At 63.7% G+C, this 17,234-nt stretch carries 14 protein-coding genes and 1 pseudogene; 8 read left to right on the forward strand and 7 right to left on the reverse strand.

All coding sequences use genetic code 11. The features are described from left to right. Positions 1-158: 158 nt before the first annotated feature. From FND50_RS33795 to FND50_RS33815, 4 genes and pseudogenes are all read right to left on the reverse strand, one after another. Positions 159-464: a hypothetical protein gene (locus FND50_RS33795; RefSeq protein WP_005565974.1), complete on the reverse strand. Its 306-nt coding sequence runs from the start codon at positions 462-464 to the stop codon at positions 159-161. Positions 465-670: 206 nt separating this feature from the next. After that, positions 671-1,060 (reverse strand): annotated as a pseudogene (locus FND50_RS33800) (catalase-peroxidase); the annotation flags it as partial. 326 nt (positions 1,061-1,386) lie between these two features. After that, a complete protein-coding gene (locus FND50_RS33810) occupies positions 1,387-1,650 on the reverse strand; it encodes a hypothetical protein (RefSeq protein ID WP_186301191.1) in 264 nt (87 codons plus the stop codon). A gap of 164 nt (positions 1,651-1,814) precedes the next feature. Further along, positions 1,815-3,065 carry a TetR/AcrR family transcriptional regulator gene (locus FND50_RS33815; RefSeq protein WP_144288639.1) on the reverse strand — a complete coding sequence of 417 codons (1,251 nt, stop codon included), beginning with the start codon at positions 3,063-3,065 and terminating at the stop codon, positions 1,815-1,817. A 665-nt stretch (positions 3,066-3,730) separates the two neighbouring features. On the opposite strand from FND50_RS33815, the gene FND50_RS33820 reads away from it, so the two are divergent. Genes FND50_RS33820 through FND50_RS33850 form a run of 7 tightly spaced genes read left to right on the forward strand, consistent with a single transcriptional unit; the run spans position 3,731 to position 11,309 of the window. Next, positions 3,731-4,504 (forward strand): enoyl-CoA hydratase-related protein, encoded by a 774-nt coding sequence (locus tag FND50_RS33820; protein ID WP_144288640.1) that lies wholly within the window; start codon positions 3,731-3,733, stop codon positions 4,502-4,504. 19 nt (positions 4,505-4,523) lie between these two features. Continuing rightward, the gene (locus FND50_RS33825) at positions 4,524-5,690 is read left to right on the forward strand and encodes an acyl-CoA dehydrogenase family protein (RefSeq protein ID WP_005565967.1); all 1,167 of its coding nucleotides are present in this window, start codon (positions 4,524-4,526) and stop codon (positions 5,688-5,690) included. A 2-nt stretch (positions 5,691-5,692) separates the two neighbouring features. Continuing rightward, positions 5,693-6,766, forward strand: a complete 1,074-nt coding sequence (locus tag FND50_RS33830; protein WP_231137737.1) for an acyl-CoA dehydrogenase family protein — start codon at positions 5,693-5,695, stop codon at positions 6,764-6,766. Continuing rightward, entirely contained in the window at positions 6,763-8,379 is a 1,617-nt protein-coding gene (locus tag FND50_RS33835) for an AMP-binding protein (RefSeq protein WP_144288641.1), read from the forward strand. Before FND50_RS33830 ends, FND50_RS33835 begins: the two co-directional genes overlap by 4 nt. 45 nt (positions 8,380-8,424) lie before the next feature. Beyond that, positions 8,425-10,056 (forward strand): NAD(P)/FAD-dependent oxidoreductase, encoded by a 1,632-nt coding sequence (locus FND50_RS33840; protein WP_144288642.1) that lies wholly within the window; start codon positions 8,425-8,427, stop codon positions 10,054-10,056. Positions 10,057-10,112: 56 nt separating this feature from the next. Further along, on the forward strand, positions 10,113-10,397 hold the full coding sequence (locus FND50_RS33845) for a Dabb family protein (RefSeq protein ID WP_186301192.1): 285 nt from the start codon (positions 10,113-10,115) through the stop codon (positions 10,395-10,397). A 45-nt stretch (positions 10,398-10,442) separates the two neighbouring features. Further along, positions 10,443-11,309 carry an SMP-30/gluconolactonase/LRE family protein gene (locus tag FND50_RS33850; RefSeq protein WP_144288644.1) on the forward strand — a complete coding sequence of 289 codons (867 nt, stop codon included), beginning with the start codon at positions 10,443-10,445 and terminating at the stop codon, positions 11,307-11,309. A 1,940-nt stretch (positions 11,310-13,249) separates the two neighbouring features. Here FND50_RS33850 and FND50_RS36405 read toward each other — a convergent pair. Next, on the reverse strand, positions 13,250-13,408 hold the full coding sequence (locus FND50_RS36405; RefSeq protein WP_186301193.1) for a hypothetical protein: 159 nt from the start codon (positions 13,406-13,408) through the stop codon (positions 13,250-13,252). Between the two features lie 292 nt (positions 13,409-13,700). Then, on the reverse strand, positions 13,701-15,842 hold the full coding sequence (locus FND50_RS33870; RefSeq protein WP_144288645.1) for an MMPL family transporter: 2,142 nt from the start codon (positions 15,840-15,842) through the stop codon (positions 13,701-13,703). Between the two features lie 99 nt (positions 15,843-15,941). On the opposite strand from FND50_RS33870, the gene FND50_RS33875 reads away from it, so the two are divergent. Next, positions 15,942-16,388: a MarR family winged helix-turn-helix transcriptional regulator gene (locus tag FND50_RS33875; protein ID WP_144288646.1), complete on the forward strand. Its 447-nt coding sequence runs from the start codon at positions 15,942-15,944 to the stop codon at positions 16,386-16,388. Here the strand turns inward: FND50_RS33875 and FND50_RS33880 are convergent, their stop codons facing one another. Then, positions 16,389-17,192 carry a hypothetical protein gene (locus FND50_RS33880; RefSeq protein WP_144288647.1) on the reverse strand — a complete coding sequence of 268 codons (804 nt, stop codon included), beginning with the start codon at positions 17,190-17,192 and terminating at the stop codon, positions 16,389-16,391. It lies immediately after the preceding gene. Positions 17,193-17,234: the final 42 nt, after the last annotated feature.

The raw sequence follows: 17,234 nt of genomic DNA on the forward strand, positions 1-17,234 counted from the left end.
GAAGGCCTCTCCGCAGCAATGGTTGCCGACGGATCTTCTCCCACGTATGCCGACAGGACCCGACTCCTTCGTCGGTGCCGAGATCTAGTCGGCACCATGACCATGGTCGTGTCGTGGACGGATCAGCATTCATGAGTGGGCGACCGATTTCCGCCCGATCAATCTCCCCTGTGCCTGCCGGGCCTTTCTTCTGCTGTCCCCGGCTTTGGAGCGGAGCGGTCCGTGCTGGGATCGATGGTCAGGTCCGTGGTGTCGGCGAAGATTAGCCGACCATCGTCGAGGGCGATTGCCCATCGGTGTGCCGGCGCCCATTCGTGCCCGCGGCCCCCCGGCTCGGTCAGTGCCGCATAGTCCTCGACGACCTCGCCGGTAACGTCGGCCTCGGCGTTTCTGCGGACAAGCACCCGAGTGCCGATAGCCAGAGTGGGGCCGATCACCAGGCGGTTGCCGTTGTTCGTGGCCATTCTTTCGCACCTTCTGCTCGACGGACCCGGGCGATGGCTACCGCGGAGTCGGTCACAACTCTGATCTTTTGCTCCCACAGCCTATCTTGTGACCTCAAAGTAGTCTGTGGGAGATCGGGAGAGCGGGCATCCCGCGAGGCGATCCTCGCGGGATGCCCGCCGTCTACGAGGCGATCCAGATTACCGGTCACCCAGCTGGGTCTGCGTCAGGCGATTTCGAATCGGTCGAGGTTCATCACCTTGTCCCAGGCGGAGACGAAGTCTCGCACGAACTTCTGCTGTGCGTCGTCGGAGGCGTACACCTCTGCGAGAGCGCGCAGTCGGAGTTCGACCCGAACACGAGGTCGACGCGGGTTCCGGTCCACTTTCACCTCACCGGTGACGCGGTCGCGGCCCTCGTAGATCTGCGAGTCCGTGGACCTCGTCGCCCATGTCGTTCCCAGGTCGATCAGGTTCGCGAAGAAGTCGTTGGTCAGCGTCCCCGGCTTCGAGGTGAGGACACCCTCCTCCGACCTGGTGTTGCAGTTCGCGCCCAGCACCCGCAGGCCGCCGACGAGGACCGTCAACTCGGGAGCGGTCAAGGTCAGCAGGTTCGCCTACGATCCCCCCGAAAGTGCGAGCAGAGCAACGACCAGCATCCGCTTCTTGCCGACCTTGTCGCCGATGCGGCCGACGATTGGTGTGCACACCGAGGCGGATAGCAACTATGCAGTGAGAACCCACGACACTGTGGCCTGGTCGGTGTGTGGCTCTGATTTGATCTCGCTCAGTACGGGCAATACGAAGGATTGCAAGAGCGCGAACACAATAACTGGCACGGACAGGAGCACGAATGTGATGCGGTGGCGGGGACGGCTGTCGGCGGTCACGACGCTCCTAAGTACGGCGACAAGTTTTCACCGCCCTCAGCACGCCCATACCTTCAGCTCGAGGGTTCTGGCTTCAGGGGCACGCCGCTCGAGAGGATCGCTGAGGTCACCGCGGCTGCCGGCTGCTCCGGCGCACGAGGATTGGGCAGTAATACCAGGTCGAGAGCAGGCAGCGCCGGAATCCCGGCCGACGCGGGCAACTCCACAATGTCCGAGGACAGCAGTGACCGCGCGAACACCGCGATGCCGAGCCCGGCCCGAACCGCTGCGAGAACGCCGTTGACGCCTCGCGCCACACAAGTGATCCGACTGCGCATGCCTGTCGCCTCGAGCGCCTGCAGCTCGCCAACGGCCTGAGTCGTTTTCGGGGCCTTGGTGGAGCGGACTGTCGGGCACCGGTGCACTCGATGGCAAGTTCGCGAAGCACGCTTCCACGCGACGGTTGCGACTCCTGCGAATGACGGTCTTCAGCCAACCATGGTTATTCGTCACGCCGCCGACCCGATCGTGCCGATGGCATCGGGGTATTTAGAAGAGCATTCATTGAGCACGCAACAAGCTCGTCGGGGAACTCGGCGTGTCGTGAAAGGTGCGGAATACGGACAAGATCGTTGAGTGCTGTGCGAACCGCATTCACCAGCGCGAGTGCGTCTGCCTCGGTGACTTCTGAACGCGAGGTTCGTAGCCATTTGACCCATTCGGCGAGGTCGTCCTGGCGGATTCGCCGATCACGCTCGGCAGCACTAGCGGGGAGGTTGAGGGCTTCGGTAACTGAAACCGCGAGCAGATCCGTTGCTTCGGTTGCGATACGAACATAACCTCTCACGAGGCCTTCGATGACCTGTTCATCGGAGGCGCTGTGATGCATGGCCCTGGAGCTCTCCAGGGCCATCCATTCCTGTACTCGGATGATCAAGGCGGAAAGGATGTCGGCCTTGCTGTCGAAGTACCTGTAGACGGCAGGGCCTGCGATGCCGAACTCGTCGAGGCTGACTCCACCGAAACCGCGCTCCCGGAACGCGCGCGCCGCTGCTGCGATGATCTGTTCGCGACGTGATGTACCTGGTCGTTCATTTGCGACTGGAGCCTCCGCCGCTGGCGCATCGCGGGACTCGGGTGACGCTGACGCGCATTCGGGGGTATTGATGGCTGCCAACGCAGCAGACACCAGCAGTGGGGACAGGCGACGCTGTGACAGTGACCGGTCGTAGTGCCCTGGGCTGGTGATGATGCTCACTGCCATCCACGCGCGTACGTCGGCACCGAATCTGCTCTTGGAGGGATCGGCCTTTTCAATGGCCCTTCGCACCGCGCCTCCGATGCGACGAGTACCCTCGCGCACTCGCTCGAAGTCATCGGCGGTGAGGTGCCGTGCTTCTCGCTGCCATAGGGGGCCGAGTCGAAGGCTCTCCAGTGATGCCTCGACCATCCACGTCAATAGCTCCTCTAAGCTGCAGACGCCGGTTTCGGAGCGCTCGGCGGATTGGGCTGCCATGAGCAGTCGGTCCTGGTCTTCGAGGACCACCTGCGACAGTAGATCCTGCTTGTTGGCGAAGTGCCGGTAGATCGCCCGTGCGGTGACGTCGGTTGCCTCAGCGATGTCTTCCATCCGCACGGCGTGAAACCCGTATTTCGTGAACAATTCACTGGCGTTGTGGAGTATCTGCGCACGCCGGTCACGGGGTCGCCGGCGCGTGGCAGTGGACGCCTTCACAGTTTGCGATGCGGTCACGACGCCCCTTTCCTCCTTGAGGCCCAAATGGGATGCACACGATGTCCGGACTGGCGGCGCAGCCGTTAATACAGCCTTCTGACGATATACCGGCGGCGGACGGTCCCCCGCAGTATCCCGCACTGCCGCCTTTCGAGGGCCGATCGGACACGATGCCTCCTCCCACGCGGGGCGGCGCAGGCGCACTGCGCCCGAGCGTAGGTGAAGTCTCCACTACGGCCGTAGCCGAACAGTATGCACACTTTGCGATAAGAGTCATGGACAACTTCCTTTGCATGATGCTACCTGCTTGATTCGATGAAAGATACGTTCACCTGACATTTTCGGCTCAACTCTCAGCGACGCCCCCCTCGCGCTGCCGCGGGTCACTCGCGGATCGGCAGCTCTTCCTGCTTGGCATTTGGCCCCTCAACAGGTCATATGCTTCCGTATGAACGAAAAATCAACCATGCATCCTCTGAGCTCTACGGATCTGAGAAGTTTCACATTTTCAGATACGAGCTATTGACATATCTACGGAGTGGGGCTTACTAATGTGAGTAGAAGCACACCAGGTTTGTGAAGCAAACCACTAAGGATCAAGGACATGCCGCCTCACGGAGGCGACCATCCGCACCCGGCCGGTCACAGCTTCTGCTTACGCCCGTTCGAACAAAGGAACTTCGATGAAGGATCTGCAATTTCTGCAATGGAAGACCGATCAGAAGGTAGGCACGGTCTGGCTTACCCGCCCGCCGGTCAACGCGGTCACCCGGGAGATGTACGCAGAGATCAAGTGGTTCTTCACCCACACGGAGGACTACCTCCCCGAGGCTCGGGCGATCGTCTTGACCGGCGCCGGCAAGCACTTCTGCGGCGGCAACGATCTCACCGAATTCCAGACGATGACGCCGGAAAACGCCGGTGAGCGCATGCTTGCGGTCCGTGAAGCGTTCTGGTCGATCTACGATTGCCCGTTGCCGGTGATCGCAGCTGTCCACGGAGTGGCCGTGGGCACCGGATTGGCCCTGGCAGCGTCGTGTGATCTGGTCGTGGCAGCCAAGGGCGCCACATTCACGCTTCCCGAGGTCAACGTCGGTGTGATGGGCGGCGCCAAACATGCCTCACGCCTGGTACCGCAGCAGTTGGTCCGCTATCTGCACCTCACCGGCGAACCGCTGTCTGCCGAGGAACTCGCGCGGCAGGGCGGCGTCTTGAAAGTCGTCGATCCCGAGCAGCTACTCGACGTAGCCTACGACGTGGCGGCCAAGATGGTCCGGCACTCCCCGGTCACGTTGCGGTTCGCCAAGCGCAGCCTCAATGCGATCGAATACCAGGACCTCAAGGGCGGCTACGAGTTCGAGCAGGGTCTTTCCGGCGAGTTGTCCGCTTACTCAGACGCCAAAGAGGCCGTAGCAGCATTCTTCGAACATCGCGCACCGGCCTACACGGGAGCATGAGATGAATGCTGTTTCACCTGTGCCGGTCGAGCAGATCACCGAGATCGCCGATCTGCGGCGCGAGGCTCGGAGGTGGCTTGCCGAAACAGAGATCCCCACCGTGCCGTTGGAGCTGGAGGAACGGTTCAACGTCCTTCGTCGATGGCAGCGCACACTATTCGATGCCGGATGGATGGGGCTGGGATGGTCACGTGAAGCCGGCGGACGTGGCCTCACCGCGCGGCACCAGCAAGTTTTCTCCGAGGAGCTGGCGCGCGCTCATGCACCCGCCCCGATCGGATTGATCGGCCTCGATGTGGTCGGCCCCTCGATCCACCGGTACGGTTCGCCCGAGCAGCGCTCCCGTTTTCTGCCGCCGTTGCTCGCCGGCGAAGACATCTGGTGTCAGGGGTTCTCCGAACCCTCTGCCGGCTCCGACCTCGCATCACTGCGGACCCGCGCTCTTCGCCACGGGGACAAGTACGTCGTCAACGGACAGAAGGTCTGGACCAGTTGGGGCAATCAGGCCAGTTGGTGCGCACTGCTGTGCCGCACCGACCCCGACGCCGAACCCAAGCACGCCGGCATCTCCTACCTCATCGTCGACATGAGTTCCCCCGGAATCACCGTCCGTCCACTCGTCCAGATGACAGGCGATGCCGAATTCTGCGAGGTCTTCTTCGACAACGTCGAAGTCCCGGTCGGCAACCTGGTCGGCAAGGAAAACGACGGCTGGCGAATTGCCCTCGACACCCTGTCTCAGGAACGTGGCAACTATGCAATGCGCCGACAGGTGGAGATCGGCTGGGGTGTCGAGAAGACGATCGACGGACTACGAGGCACCTCCCCGGAATCGACGACCAATCGTCGGATCAGCACCGCCATCGGAGAGTCACACGTGGCGCTGCGGGTATTGGATGCTCAGATCCGCCGAACTGTGCAACGCCTGATCGACGAAGAGGGACCACATCCGCTCGACTCGATCGACAAGCTCGTCCTCAACGACGCAGAGCAGGTAGTCGGTCGCGCCCTCGCCGATCTCCTCGGACCGTTCCGCCTCGACACCGAATCACAACCTCTCGGACTGAACGCCGCGCAGTTGATTCACGATCACTACTTCTCGCGTGCCGCATCGATCTACGGCGGTACATCACAGATCCAACGCAACATCGTTGCCGAGCGGCTGCTCGGCCTACCCAGGAGCTGATGATGAGTCTCACCGCACCTGACGTGGACCTCGTCACCCCGATCCGCGAATTCTTTGACCGCCGTGTCACATCCGACTACCGCCATGCCCTGCTCAGCGGCGGCGGCTGGGACCCGGATCTGATGGCCGAACTCGACGACCTCGGCTGGTTCGAGCTGACCCGCCCCGAAAACCGCGGTGGTCTAGGAATCGACCTGACCGCGGTCGCCGGTCTGATCGCCTTGGTCGGTGATCGGCTCGTACCCGGCCCCCTGGTCGAGCAACTGATCCTGCCGGCGTACCTCGACATTCCCGAAGGTTCGCTCGTCGCCTTCGCCGACCCTGCCGTCACCCTCGACTGGGCATCCTCGATCGGTTCCGTGCACATGGAATCGGGGCAGATCCAGGGAACGATCGAACTCGTACGCTTCGGCGCCGAGGCCGACTCGCTGGTACTGGCAGTCGACGGCCCGGACGGCCCGGCGCTGCTGCTCCTACCGGGCAGTGACCCGGCGCTGGCGCTCACGCCGATCACCAGTTCTGATCCCACATCGCATTACGTGCGCCTGGAGATCGCATCGCGAACTGTCACCGACGCCGAGATCCTCGCCACCGGAATCGAAGCGGCCACACTCCTACGACAGATCCGGGCATGGTTCCGGCTTCTCACCGCGTGCGAAATCAGTGGTATCGCCCGCCGTATGCTCGAGAAAACTGTCGAGTACGTCGCGCAGCGCCAGCAATTCGGCAAGCCCGTCGGATCCTTCCAAGCCGTGAAACACATTGCGGCGTCGATGGCACAGGCGGCCATCTCGATGGAGGCGCTCTGCGAGGCAACGGTTTCCGATATAGCCTCTGCTGAGGTTGATTTCGACATCGAGATGGCAACGTGGACGGCCAAGGCCTATGCCGCCGGCGCCGGACGACAGGTGGTCGAGGACGCCTTGCAGTTGCATGGCGGGATCGGCTTCACCACCGAATACGACCTACACTGGTACTACCGCCGCGTCCTCGCCCTGCGGACCTGGTATGGGGACGAGCACGAACTCCACGCACTCATCGGTTCGCGGCGCCTGACCGACGGAGTCGACCGATGATCACCGCGACTCACACCGATTCCGAACGCCGCGACCGCTACCTCACCAGCGGCGAGTGGAGCCACAGCACGATCGATTCTGCTTTGGCCGAGTATGCACACCATCACCCCGATCGGCTGGCTGTGGTCGATGGCGATCGTCAGGTCAGTTATGCCGAACTCGACGCCATGATCCGCCGGTTGGCCGGCGCACTACTCGAGCGTGGGATCCGGCCGGGCGACTCGGTGGTCTGGCAGTTGCCGAACTGGCTTGAAGCGATCGTCGTACATCACGGTGCGCTGCGGATCGGCGCCGTCTCCACCCCGATCATCCCGATCTATCGACATCGCGAAGTGCAGTTCATTCTGAAGCAATCGCGAGCGCGTATCGCGTTTGTGCCCGGCATGTTCCGCTCCTTCGACCACCGCGGGATGTTCGACGAGCTGGCGCCCACGCTTCCCGACCTCGAGCATGTGATCACCGTTCGTGGTTCCGACAACGAGTTCGACCACCTCCTCTCGGGCGCAACTCCACTCGACAATCCCGTCGAGCACGCCAGCACCGATGTCGCAGTGCTTCTGTACACATCCGGAACCACCTCCGATCCGAAGGGTGCTCTACACACCCACGAAAGCCTAGATTACGAGAACCGGAGCATCATCGAACTCTTCGATCTGACCGGCGAGGACATCGTGTACATGCCCTCACCGGTCGGTCACATCACCGGCATTCTGTACGGACTGCAGTTGCCGTTCATGCTCGGCAGCCATGTCGTGTTCCAAGATATCTGGGACCCCGGCGCCGGCCTGGAGTTGCTGCAACGCCGACGCTGCACGTTCGTCATCGGTGCCACACCCTTCTTGCACGGACTGGTACACCACCCGGATCGCGCCGAGTACGACATCGCCCTGCGGGTTTTTGGTTGCGGTGGCGCCGACGTACCCCCCGAACTGATCCGTCAGGCCGAGGAGCGGCTGGGCTGCACCGCGACCCGCATCTACGGATCGACCGAATTCCCGACTCTGTCCGGCGGAAACGCGAGCGATCCGCTGGACAAGCGCGCCACCACAGACGGGCGTCCTATCGGGTCCGCAGAAGCGAGGACTGTCGATGAGCACGACACTCCGGTCCCCCCGGGCGCGGTCGGCGACCTGCAGGTTCGCGGCCCTGACCTGTTCACCGGATACCTCGATTCGAGACTCAATGCGGATGCCTTCGCCTCGGATGGCTGGTTTCGGACCGGTGATCTGGCGGTGATCGACGAGGACGGGTACATCCAGATCACCGGTCGGCGTAAGGACATCATCGTCCGGGGCGGGGAGAACATTTCCGCCAAGGAGATCGAAGACCTGCTCTTCGAATATCCCGGTATTGCCGACATCGCGGTGATCGGCATGCCCGACCCGATCATGGTCGAACGCATCTGCGCCTATGTGGTACCGAGCGACCAGGCGCATCCACCTGCGCTGGACGAGCTTACGTCGTTCCTGCGCGAACATCGGATGGCTACCCAGAAGCTGCCCGAGCGGCTCGAAGTCGTCGAACAACTACCGCGGACGGCGACAGGCAAGATCCAAAAGTTCGTCCTGCGTGACCGAATCCGAGTCGCTCTGACCTCCGACAACGCTGTCTGATCGCACTCCCCCATCTCCCTCGTACCCCTTCCGAAAGGAAATCCCTTGAACACCACACTCCTCGAGGAGCTCGACGTCCTCGTCATCGGCGGCGGCTTCTCCGGCGTCTACCAGCTCGACCGGCTGCGCACCCTCGGCTACAACGTCAAGATCTACGAGGCCGGCACCGGACTCGGCGGCGTCTGGCATTGGAATTCCTATCCAGGTGCACGCGTCGATACCTGGGCGCCGGTCTACCAGTTCTCACGTGAAGAGCTCTGGCGCGACTGGAACTGGAGCGAGATGTACCCCGGTCGTGACGAGCTGGTTCGCTACTTCGAATACGTCGACGAGAAGCTCGACCTGAGCAAAGACGTCCGCTACGAGACCCGTGTCCTAGCAGGCAGATTCGACGAAGAAACCCATACGTGGACATTGGTTTCCCGCAACGAGCGCACCGGTGAGGAATTCACCACCCAGGCGCGGTTCGTGATCATGTGTCTCGGTGCCGGCTCCAAGCCCCTCTTCCCCAACATCCCTGGCCTCGAAAAGTTCGCGGGCGACTGCTTCCACACAGCACGCTGGCCACAGGAGGGCTACGACCTTGCGGGCAAGCGGGTCGCCGTCATCGGCACCGGAGCCAGCGGCATCCAGGTAATCCAGGAGGCCTCGAAGGTCGCAGATCATCTGACGGTGTTCCAGCGCACCCCCAACACCGCGCTTCCGATGAATCAGCGGGCGCTTGGTGAGGCGGACAATGCCGAGATGAAGAAGACCTACCCTGAGCGATTCGCCAATCGTAAGAACACCTGGGCCGGTTTCGATTATGACTTCCTCAAAGAGAACATCCAGGATCTGACCGAGGAACGTCGCAACGAAATACTCGAGGAACTCTGGACCAACGGTGGACTGCAGCCCTGGCTGGGTGGCTTCCTGAATGTCCTGTTCGACAAGGACGACAACGACATCCTGTACGCGTTCTGGCGGGACAAGACACGTCAACGTATCACCAGGCCGGAGCTGGTGGAACTACTTGCACCGACCGAGCCGATCCATCCGTGGGGCGTCAAGCGTGTCTCCCTGGAGCAGAACTACTTCGAGAGCCTGTGCCGTGACAATGTCGAGCTCGTCGATACCTCTGCCAATCCGATCCGGGAGGTCGCCAGTGACGCCATCGTCACCGCGGACGGTACCCGACACGAAGTCGATGTCATCGTGCTGGCCACCGGCTTCGACTCGGTCACCGGAGGCTTGACTGCCATAGATATTCGCGGCACCAGAAATGAGACCTTCGAGGAGGTGTTCCGCGGCGGCAGCCGGACAGCACTAGGCAAGGCGACAGCAGGCTTCCCGAATCTCCTGTATGTCTACGGACCCCAGAGCCCGAACGCATTCTGCAATGGTCCGACATGCGCCGAACTTGAAGGCGAACATCTGATCCAGATCGTCGAGCACATGCGGAACAACGGCTACACCCGTATCGAGGCCAAGCCGGAAGCCCAGCAATATTGGGGTGCGCATATCGCAGAGCTGACCTCGGCCACCCTGTTCCCGCTGGCCAAGTCTTGGTACATGGGCGCCAACGTGCCCGGCAAAACCGTCGAAATGCTCATGTATCCCGGCGGTCTTTCGGTATACCTCGAGATCCTCGAGAAGGCTGCTGCCGGTGGATATCAGGAGCAGTTCGAACTCGTCTGATCTCACCTGACCAGCCACCCGAACAGAACCCGAGGGTAGACATGCTCATACATGTCGTGACATTCACCTTCAAGCCGTCCATCTCGACCGGTGAAATCGACGAATTCCAAAAGGATTTCAAATTCTTCGTCGACCAAATACCGTACGCGCGCAATGTCCGACACGGTATCGACCTCGGAACGCGACCGAACAACGCCGGCTACGCACTGGTTGCCCATTTCCAGGACGAAGCCGACTTCCAGCAGTATCTCGACCACCCTCTCCACAAGGAGCTGATCCAGTCCACAATCGTGCCCAAGTGTGAATCCTGGCTCGGGACCCAATTCCTGACAGCCGAGTGACAATCACCCAGTACCTCAACCCGCACGGACTAAGGAGTTCACGCGATGGCTACCTACCAACCCACAGTATTCTCGACCGGGCATCAGTTTCTCGAGGCACCTCGCTGGCATGACGGAAAATTCTGGGCCAGCGACTTCTTCAGCGAACAGGTGCTCACCTTCGCCGAGGACGGCACCGCAACGCCGATAACCAAAGTGCCCGGCCGACCGTCCGGACTCGGTTTCCTACCCGACGGGACCCCCCTTGTCGTCTCGCAGAACGAGCGGTCGGTGTATCGCATCACCGCCGGCGGCAAGCTCGAGCAGTATGCCGATTTCAGCGCACTGGCTGGAGGGATCGGCAACGACCTGTATGTGTCACCGGCGGGCGACGCTTATGTCGGCAATTTCGGATTCGCGCTCGGTGAAGAGGATCCGAAGCCGACTCACCTCGTCCACATCCGGGCCGACGGCAGCGTCTCGCAGGTTCCTGGAGATCTGATCTTCCCCAACGGCTGCGCACGTACCCCCCATGGCACCCTGCTGGTCGCGGAAACCTTCCCGCACCGCATCAGCGCGTTCGACATGGCGGAAGATGGCGGTCTGACCAACCACCGAGTATGGGCGCAGCTCGACGAATCGTTTCATCCCGATGGCATCGCCCTGGATAGTGACGGCGGCCTCTGGTTCGGGAACGCGTTGACCCTCGGCGCCGACAGTGGCTTCTATCGGGTCGTCGAAGGCGGCCAGATCACCGATAAGGTCGAGGTCACCGACACGTGGGCAGTGGCGTGCGCATTCGGCGGAGAGAACCTCGACACCCTCTACCTCTGCTGCAACACAACAACGCTCGAAGAGTTTCACGAAGGACGCTCGACCGCTCATGTGGCCGTCGCGCAGGTCGGGCGCACCGGAGTTCCGGCGTCCATCTGAACGTGAGGAGACGGGCGTGAACACCACGATCGTCACAGAAGGCCGCGGCGGGATCGGGCTTGCGACAGCGCGTACCCTTCTGAGGATTGTCCGAAGCGCCAGGTCGTCCTGGTGGACCTCGGCGCTGGCGAGGCCCCCGGCCTTCACTGATCGAGTACATCTCATCGCCTGCGACGTCACCGATCCGGCATCAGAAGGACGCACGGGCGCAGATCGAATAGGCGGCCCCGCCGGTGGCCGGTCTGGTGAACTGCGCCGGTACCGTCATGAACGACGCCACCGCCGACATCGCGCTGGCCGACTTCACTCGACTCCACGCAGTTCACATCCACGGCACCTTGCTGTGGTCACAAGCGCTGGTTCGCTCACTCGACGGGCGGGGTTTCTTGCGGTGTCCGGCCCGTGTGCCGGGCGTCGTGCGCTGCCCCGACGACACACGGCGGCGCCGGCAACTAAGGCACGTACGGGGAGGAAAGGGTTCACAAGGGTGGACACAGCAGTAGCGCAATGCGCGGGACGGCGCGGACGCCGCTGGGTCCAGCGAGGTCCCACGGAAGAACTGAACCTGGACGTGCTTCGTATAGCAGCGGAATCTGAGGAACCAGCCCTCGCCGTCGTGCCCGTAAAACGGTTGTTCCATTTCACGGCCTTGTGCACATCGGGGACGGTCCGCACGATCAGGCTATCGAGCCGCTCGCCCAGCGAGCGCTTCCACTCGGGCATCGCGGCGATAGGACTGCACCTGTCCGTCATCCTCCCCCTTCGGGATCTGCGGGTTCCCGCCGGAGAGGAGCTTCGGTTCGGAGCCAGCGTTCTTGTTCGCGTTGTTCCTACTGGTCGGCATCGATCCTCCATCGTTTGTGCTCGTCAAACGGCCGAGGTGGCGGTTTACGCGTCGGGCTGTGAGCGCCGCCCCCGGCGCCCGGTACCACGAAGGAGCCACCCACTCGAAGCCGGCGGGCGAATGAGACACATTTCGTCGCCGTCCACCACTCGCGGAGACCGCAGCAGCGCCCACGAAAAAACCCGCCGCGCCCCGCAACCACAACTTACCTAAGGTGAACTCGCGGAGCCATCTCTCGACACGTAACCCGGCGGGAACCGGTGCGGAGGTCGACCAACCACGGGACGGTAACTCTCGAGCTCGAGAAGCGACCGCACATGTCCCGCTTCCGCCACGGCCGTCACCTCATCGAGGTAGGCCAGGACGGGCCGGATCGGCGGTCGAGGTCGTGCCCGGGTCGCAGAACTGGACCTCCAGACGATCACCGGCCGTGGTCGCCTCCCTACTGACTGCACCGACATTCAAGTTGTACTGTGCAGTCCCGCTGTGCCGTTAATCGAGCCAGGCTCGGCGACGAGACGTGGCCCTCGTGCCTTACTGGAAAGGATCCGCCGTCCTCGCCGTCGCCCGAACCTCCGGCTGCCGGTCGGTGGGATCGGATACCGCACCGCACCGGATCAGCTGATGCTGCTGCACCTCGCCACCGACCCCACTGCCGACAACACGGCATCGGCACCGCCCTCATCCACTGGATACACGCCCACCACCCCAGCATCCCGCTCGTCGCCGAACCGACACCGACCTGGACACCACACTGCGCCGGATCGATCGGGCACCGACGTATCTGCTGACCGACAATCCCCGAACCGTCACGATGAACCGGATCGCCGGCGGCCCCGTCCGCCACCCCGACATCGTCTCCGCAGGAAAGCATTACGGTTGCGTCGTGCACACGTGTGAACCGTTCGACCAGGAATCGAAGGGCGGCGCCGAGCACACGGTCAAAATCGCGAAGGCCGATCTGGTGCCGACCGAGGCGAACCGAGGAATACCCGAGTTTCGCCGAGCTCGTCGACGCATGTGAGTGGTGGGGCGAGAAGGTCAACGCCCGCCCGCATCGCGCCGTCGAGGCCGCCCCGCACGGTGGATCTCGGTATCAGTTCGGCGTCTCGGACCGCCCTGGCCGACGGCGGCCGGGACTTTCGCGGCACAGCACGTCGACGGGGCGATCTTCCGCGCCGGCCTGGACGAGAGCTCGGCAGATCGGCTCGACCCCGTAGTCGGCCTTGTGTGCGTCGATGTAGTCGACGAGCACTTCAGTTTGCGTAGGGGCACCTCCCGCTTGCGGGGGACGAGGCCCGCTGCCACGAAAAATGCGCACGCCGTCTTCAAGATCTGGTTGGCCCGCTTGTTCCCGCACCTCACGTTCGAGTGCAGCGATCCACTTCGCATCATCGGTCTCCGGATGGATACCCAGTTGGTCGGCGATCCTCGCGATCGCGCCACTCCCGATTGGGACAGTCCCAGAAGAAGGGCGGCAGGGTTCAACGCTGCGCGACCATGAGCGAACAGGCAGGCATCACGCTTGCGGCATTCGCCGAGCGCGCTCACATACGACTCGAATCCAATTCCGGCTCCGCAGAGACGTTCTCGTCGGGCTCCGGTGCCGATGCGAGCTTGCTCGGCCACCAGATCTTCTGCCCGATGTCGACGGTGAGGGCGGGCACCAGGAGTGACCGCACGAGGAGTGCGTCGAGGAGCACGCCGAACGCCACGATGAAGGCGATCTGCGCGAGGAAGATCAGCGGAATGACGGCGAGTGCCGAGAAGGTCGCCGCCAGAACCACTCCCGCCGACGTGATCACTCCGCCGGTGACGGTCAGGCCGCGCAACGCGCCGCGCCGGGTTCCGATGCGCCGCGCCTCTTCCCGGACCCGGGTCATGAGGAAGATGTTGTAATCGATTCCGAGGGCGACGAGGAACGCGAACGCGAACAGCGGGACCACGGGATCGGCACCCGGGAATCCGAAGATGTGCTCGAACACCAGGGACGAGACGCCCAGCGTCGCAGCGAAGGACATCACCACCGTTCCCATCAGCAGCAGCGGCGCGAGTAGCGAACGCAGCAGCAGGCACAGGATCGCGAACACCACGAGGATCACGACGGGGATGATCAGCGTGCGGTCACGCGTCGACGTGGTCTTGGTGTCGAGGTCCGTGGCGGTGGTGCCGCCGACCAGGGCGTCGGCGCCGTCGATCGGGTGGACGGCCTCACGCAGGCGGACGATGGTGTCCTCGGCCGCGAGGGAATCGGCCGGATCGGTCAGGGTGGCTTCGATCGCCACCCGGCCGTCGACCACCAGCGGGTCCTGCGTGCCGGGGGCGGACAGCACGGTGATGTCGCCGACTCCGTCGACCCGGGCAGCGTCGGCTACCGCATCGCGGGAGCCCTCGTTCGCGATGATCACCGCCGGCGAACCGGAGCCGGCGTCGAAGTGGTCGCCGAGAATCTGCTGGCCCGCAACGGAATCGACGTCGAGGAGGAACGTCTCCGACTCGGCGACACCACTCGCTTCGAACTGGGGCATCAGGAGCGCGAAGAGCACCAGCACCAGGCTCGACGCCACCCAGAACCGGCGTGGGTGCGCACCGATCCGTGCCGCGAGCGCGGCCCAGAACTTGTGGTCTGCGGCTTCGTCCTTCTCTGCGTGCCGTGCGTCGAACGCGGGCCGGCTCGGCCAGTACGCCGTCCGGCCGAGGAGTACGAGCACCGCGGGGAGGTATGTCATGGACGCGACGAACGACGCCGCGATGCCGATGGCCGCCACGGGCCCGAGTCCGCGGTTGGAGTTGAGATCGGACAGCAGCAGGCAGAGCACGCCGGCGATGACGGTGCCCGCGGAGGCGGCGACGGGTTCCAGCGTCGCCCGCCACGCGGTCCGCATGGCGCGGTACTTGTCCTGCTCGATCCGCAGTTCCTCGCGGTAGCGGGACACGAGCAGCAGGGCGTAGTCGGTCGCGGCACCGAAGACCAGGATGAACAGGATTCCCTGACTCTGGCCGTTCAGTGCGATCACACCGGCGTCGGCGAGCAGGTACACGAGGAGGCTCGACAGTCCCAGCGCGAAGATCGCGGACGTGATCACCGCGAACGGGAGGATCGGACTGCGGTAGACGACGATGAGGATGAGGATCACGACGACACCCGCCACCAGGAGCAGCAGTCCGTCGATTCCCGCGAACGCCGAGGACAGATCCGCTACCTGACCGGCGGGTCCGGTGACGAGGACGGTGAGACCGTCCGGTGCGGCATCGAGCGCGTCCCGGAGTTCCGTGACACTGTCGCCGACCTCGCCGGCGCTGTCGACGGGCACGAACAGCTGCAGTGCCCGGCCGTCGGCGGACGGGATCGGCGGTGACACCTCGTCGCCGAATCCCTCCGAACCGGCGAAGGAGGCCGCGGTGCCGGCGAGGAACTCGGTGTCGGCCGCGGTGATCCCCGACGTGCGTTCGGCGACGACGATCGCCGGCACGAACTGCGTGTCAGTGAAGCCCTTCTGCAGGGCGGCCACCTCGGTGGCCTCGGCCGACGCGGGCAGGAAGGACGTGCTGTCGTTCTGCTGGACGGCGGAGAGTTTGCCGGCGAACGGGCCGCCGAAACCGCCGACGGCCAGCCAGACGATCACCAGCAGGGCTGGCAGAATCCACCGCAGGCGACGAACCGGGCGCGGGCGGGCAGTTGTGGTCACGTGCTCTCCAATGCTGGACGGTTCGACGTCCGGATGTCCGGATTGCGATGTTCCTATTTTGTTCAGCCTGCTGAGCAAATTGCAAATGGAGGCGAAGAAATGATGAGCGACGGCATGGACGATTGGCCTACCGGACGGCTGTTGTCCACGGCTGCGCGGCTGGTCGAGCACTCGTGGGAGGACATTCTCCGGTCACAGAACATGACCCACGCCGGCCTCATCTGCCTGCACACGATCGCCGACCGGCCTGCCTCGCAGCGGGACATCGCGAAAGTCTCGCGGGTGACGGACCAGACCATCAGCCGCACCATCGACCGCCTCGAACGCGCCGGGTACGTCACCCGGGAAACCGATCCACTCGACGAGCGGCGCAAACGGGTCGCGATCACCGAGTCGGGCCGCGCGATCTACCGCCGCCTGCTCACCCTGGAGAAGGAGGATGCGGCCCTCACCGCCGCCGTCGGCGACGTGGGGCCGCTGCGCGAGCAACTCCTGCTCCTAGTCCGGTCACTGGGACTTCCGCCCCGGAACGAGGCCGAGGACTGATCACACATTCGCCGGGAGGGCGATGACGACCTCCTGCTCGTTCGCCGCCAGATAGTGGACCGTCACCACCCGGCCGACCTGGACGTGCCCGACGCTGCGCGGCGGCAGGAACTTCTCGATACGGGTGGTGAACGTCGTGCCGTCGGGCCGGGTGACCGCCAGCCCGAGTTCGACCTTCGAATTCCCGTTTCGGATCTCGCCGGGCACGCTGAGCGACTGCACCACCGCCTGCGCGGGGATGCCGCGGGCCGCGATGTCGAGCTTGCCCGGGGTGGTGATCCCCTGACGAATCATGGATCGGTTCAACGCATCCTGCGCCGTCGACATGTCGCCCGAGCGATCGATCTCGACCTTGTCGGTGCGGTCCGGAAGATAGCGGACGGGCAGGACGACCCCCGGACGGAGAAGCGCCAACTCGGTCAGCGGCACGATCATCCTGGCGTGCGATTCGAAGATCCTGCCGTCGGCGCCCTCGACGCCGAGGTCGATCCGCACTTCCGGTTGATCGTTGAGCGTCATGCCGGTCTGGCGCACCGACCGCACCGTCCCGATCCCGACCGCGCCGTGCCGGAACGCGGCACTGTTCCGCCCCGTGAACGCTGCCAGCACACTGTCGCCGGTGACGGCGAAACAGACCACGACCACGCTGACCGCGACGATCGGCCAGATCATCTGCGGGCCGACCCACGACAGCGCGTCGATTCCGTAGTTCGTCCGCCCCCGATCGCCGAGGCCGTACCACAGGTAGTAGCCGACCGACCCGACGAGAAACACCAGGGCGGCGGTACGCACGATCTTCTTCACGATGAGCCCTCTCCGTGCCTGAACTGGGTGGAAGAACGGGTG

The organism is Rhodococcus sp. WB9, assembly GCF_007558985.1.
In the GTDB taxonomy this organism is placed as follows: domain Bacteria; phylum Actinomycetota; class Actinomycetes; order Mycobacteriales; family Mycobacteriaceae; genus Rhodococcus_F; species Rhodococcus_F opacus.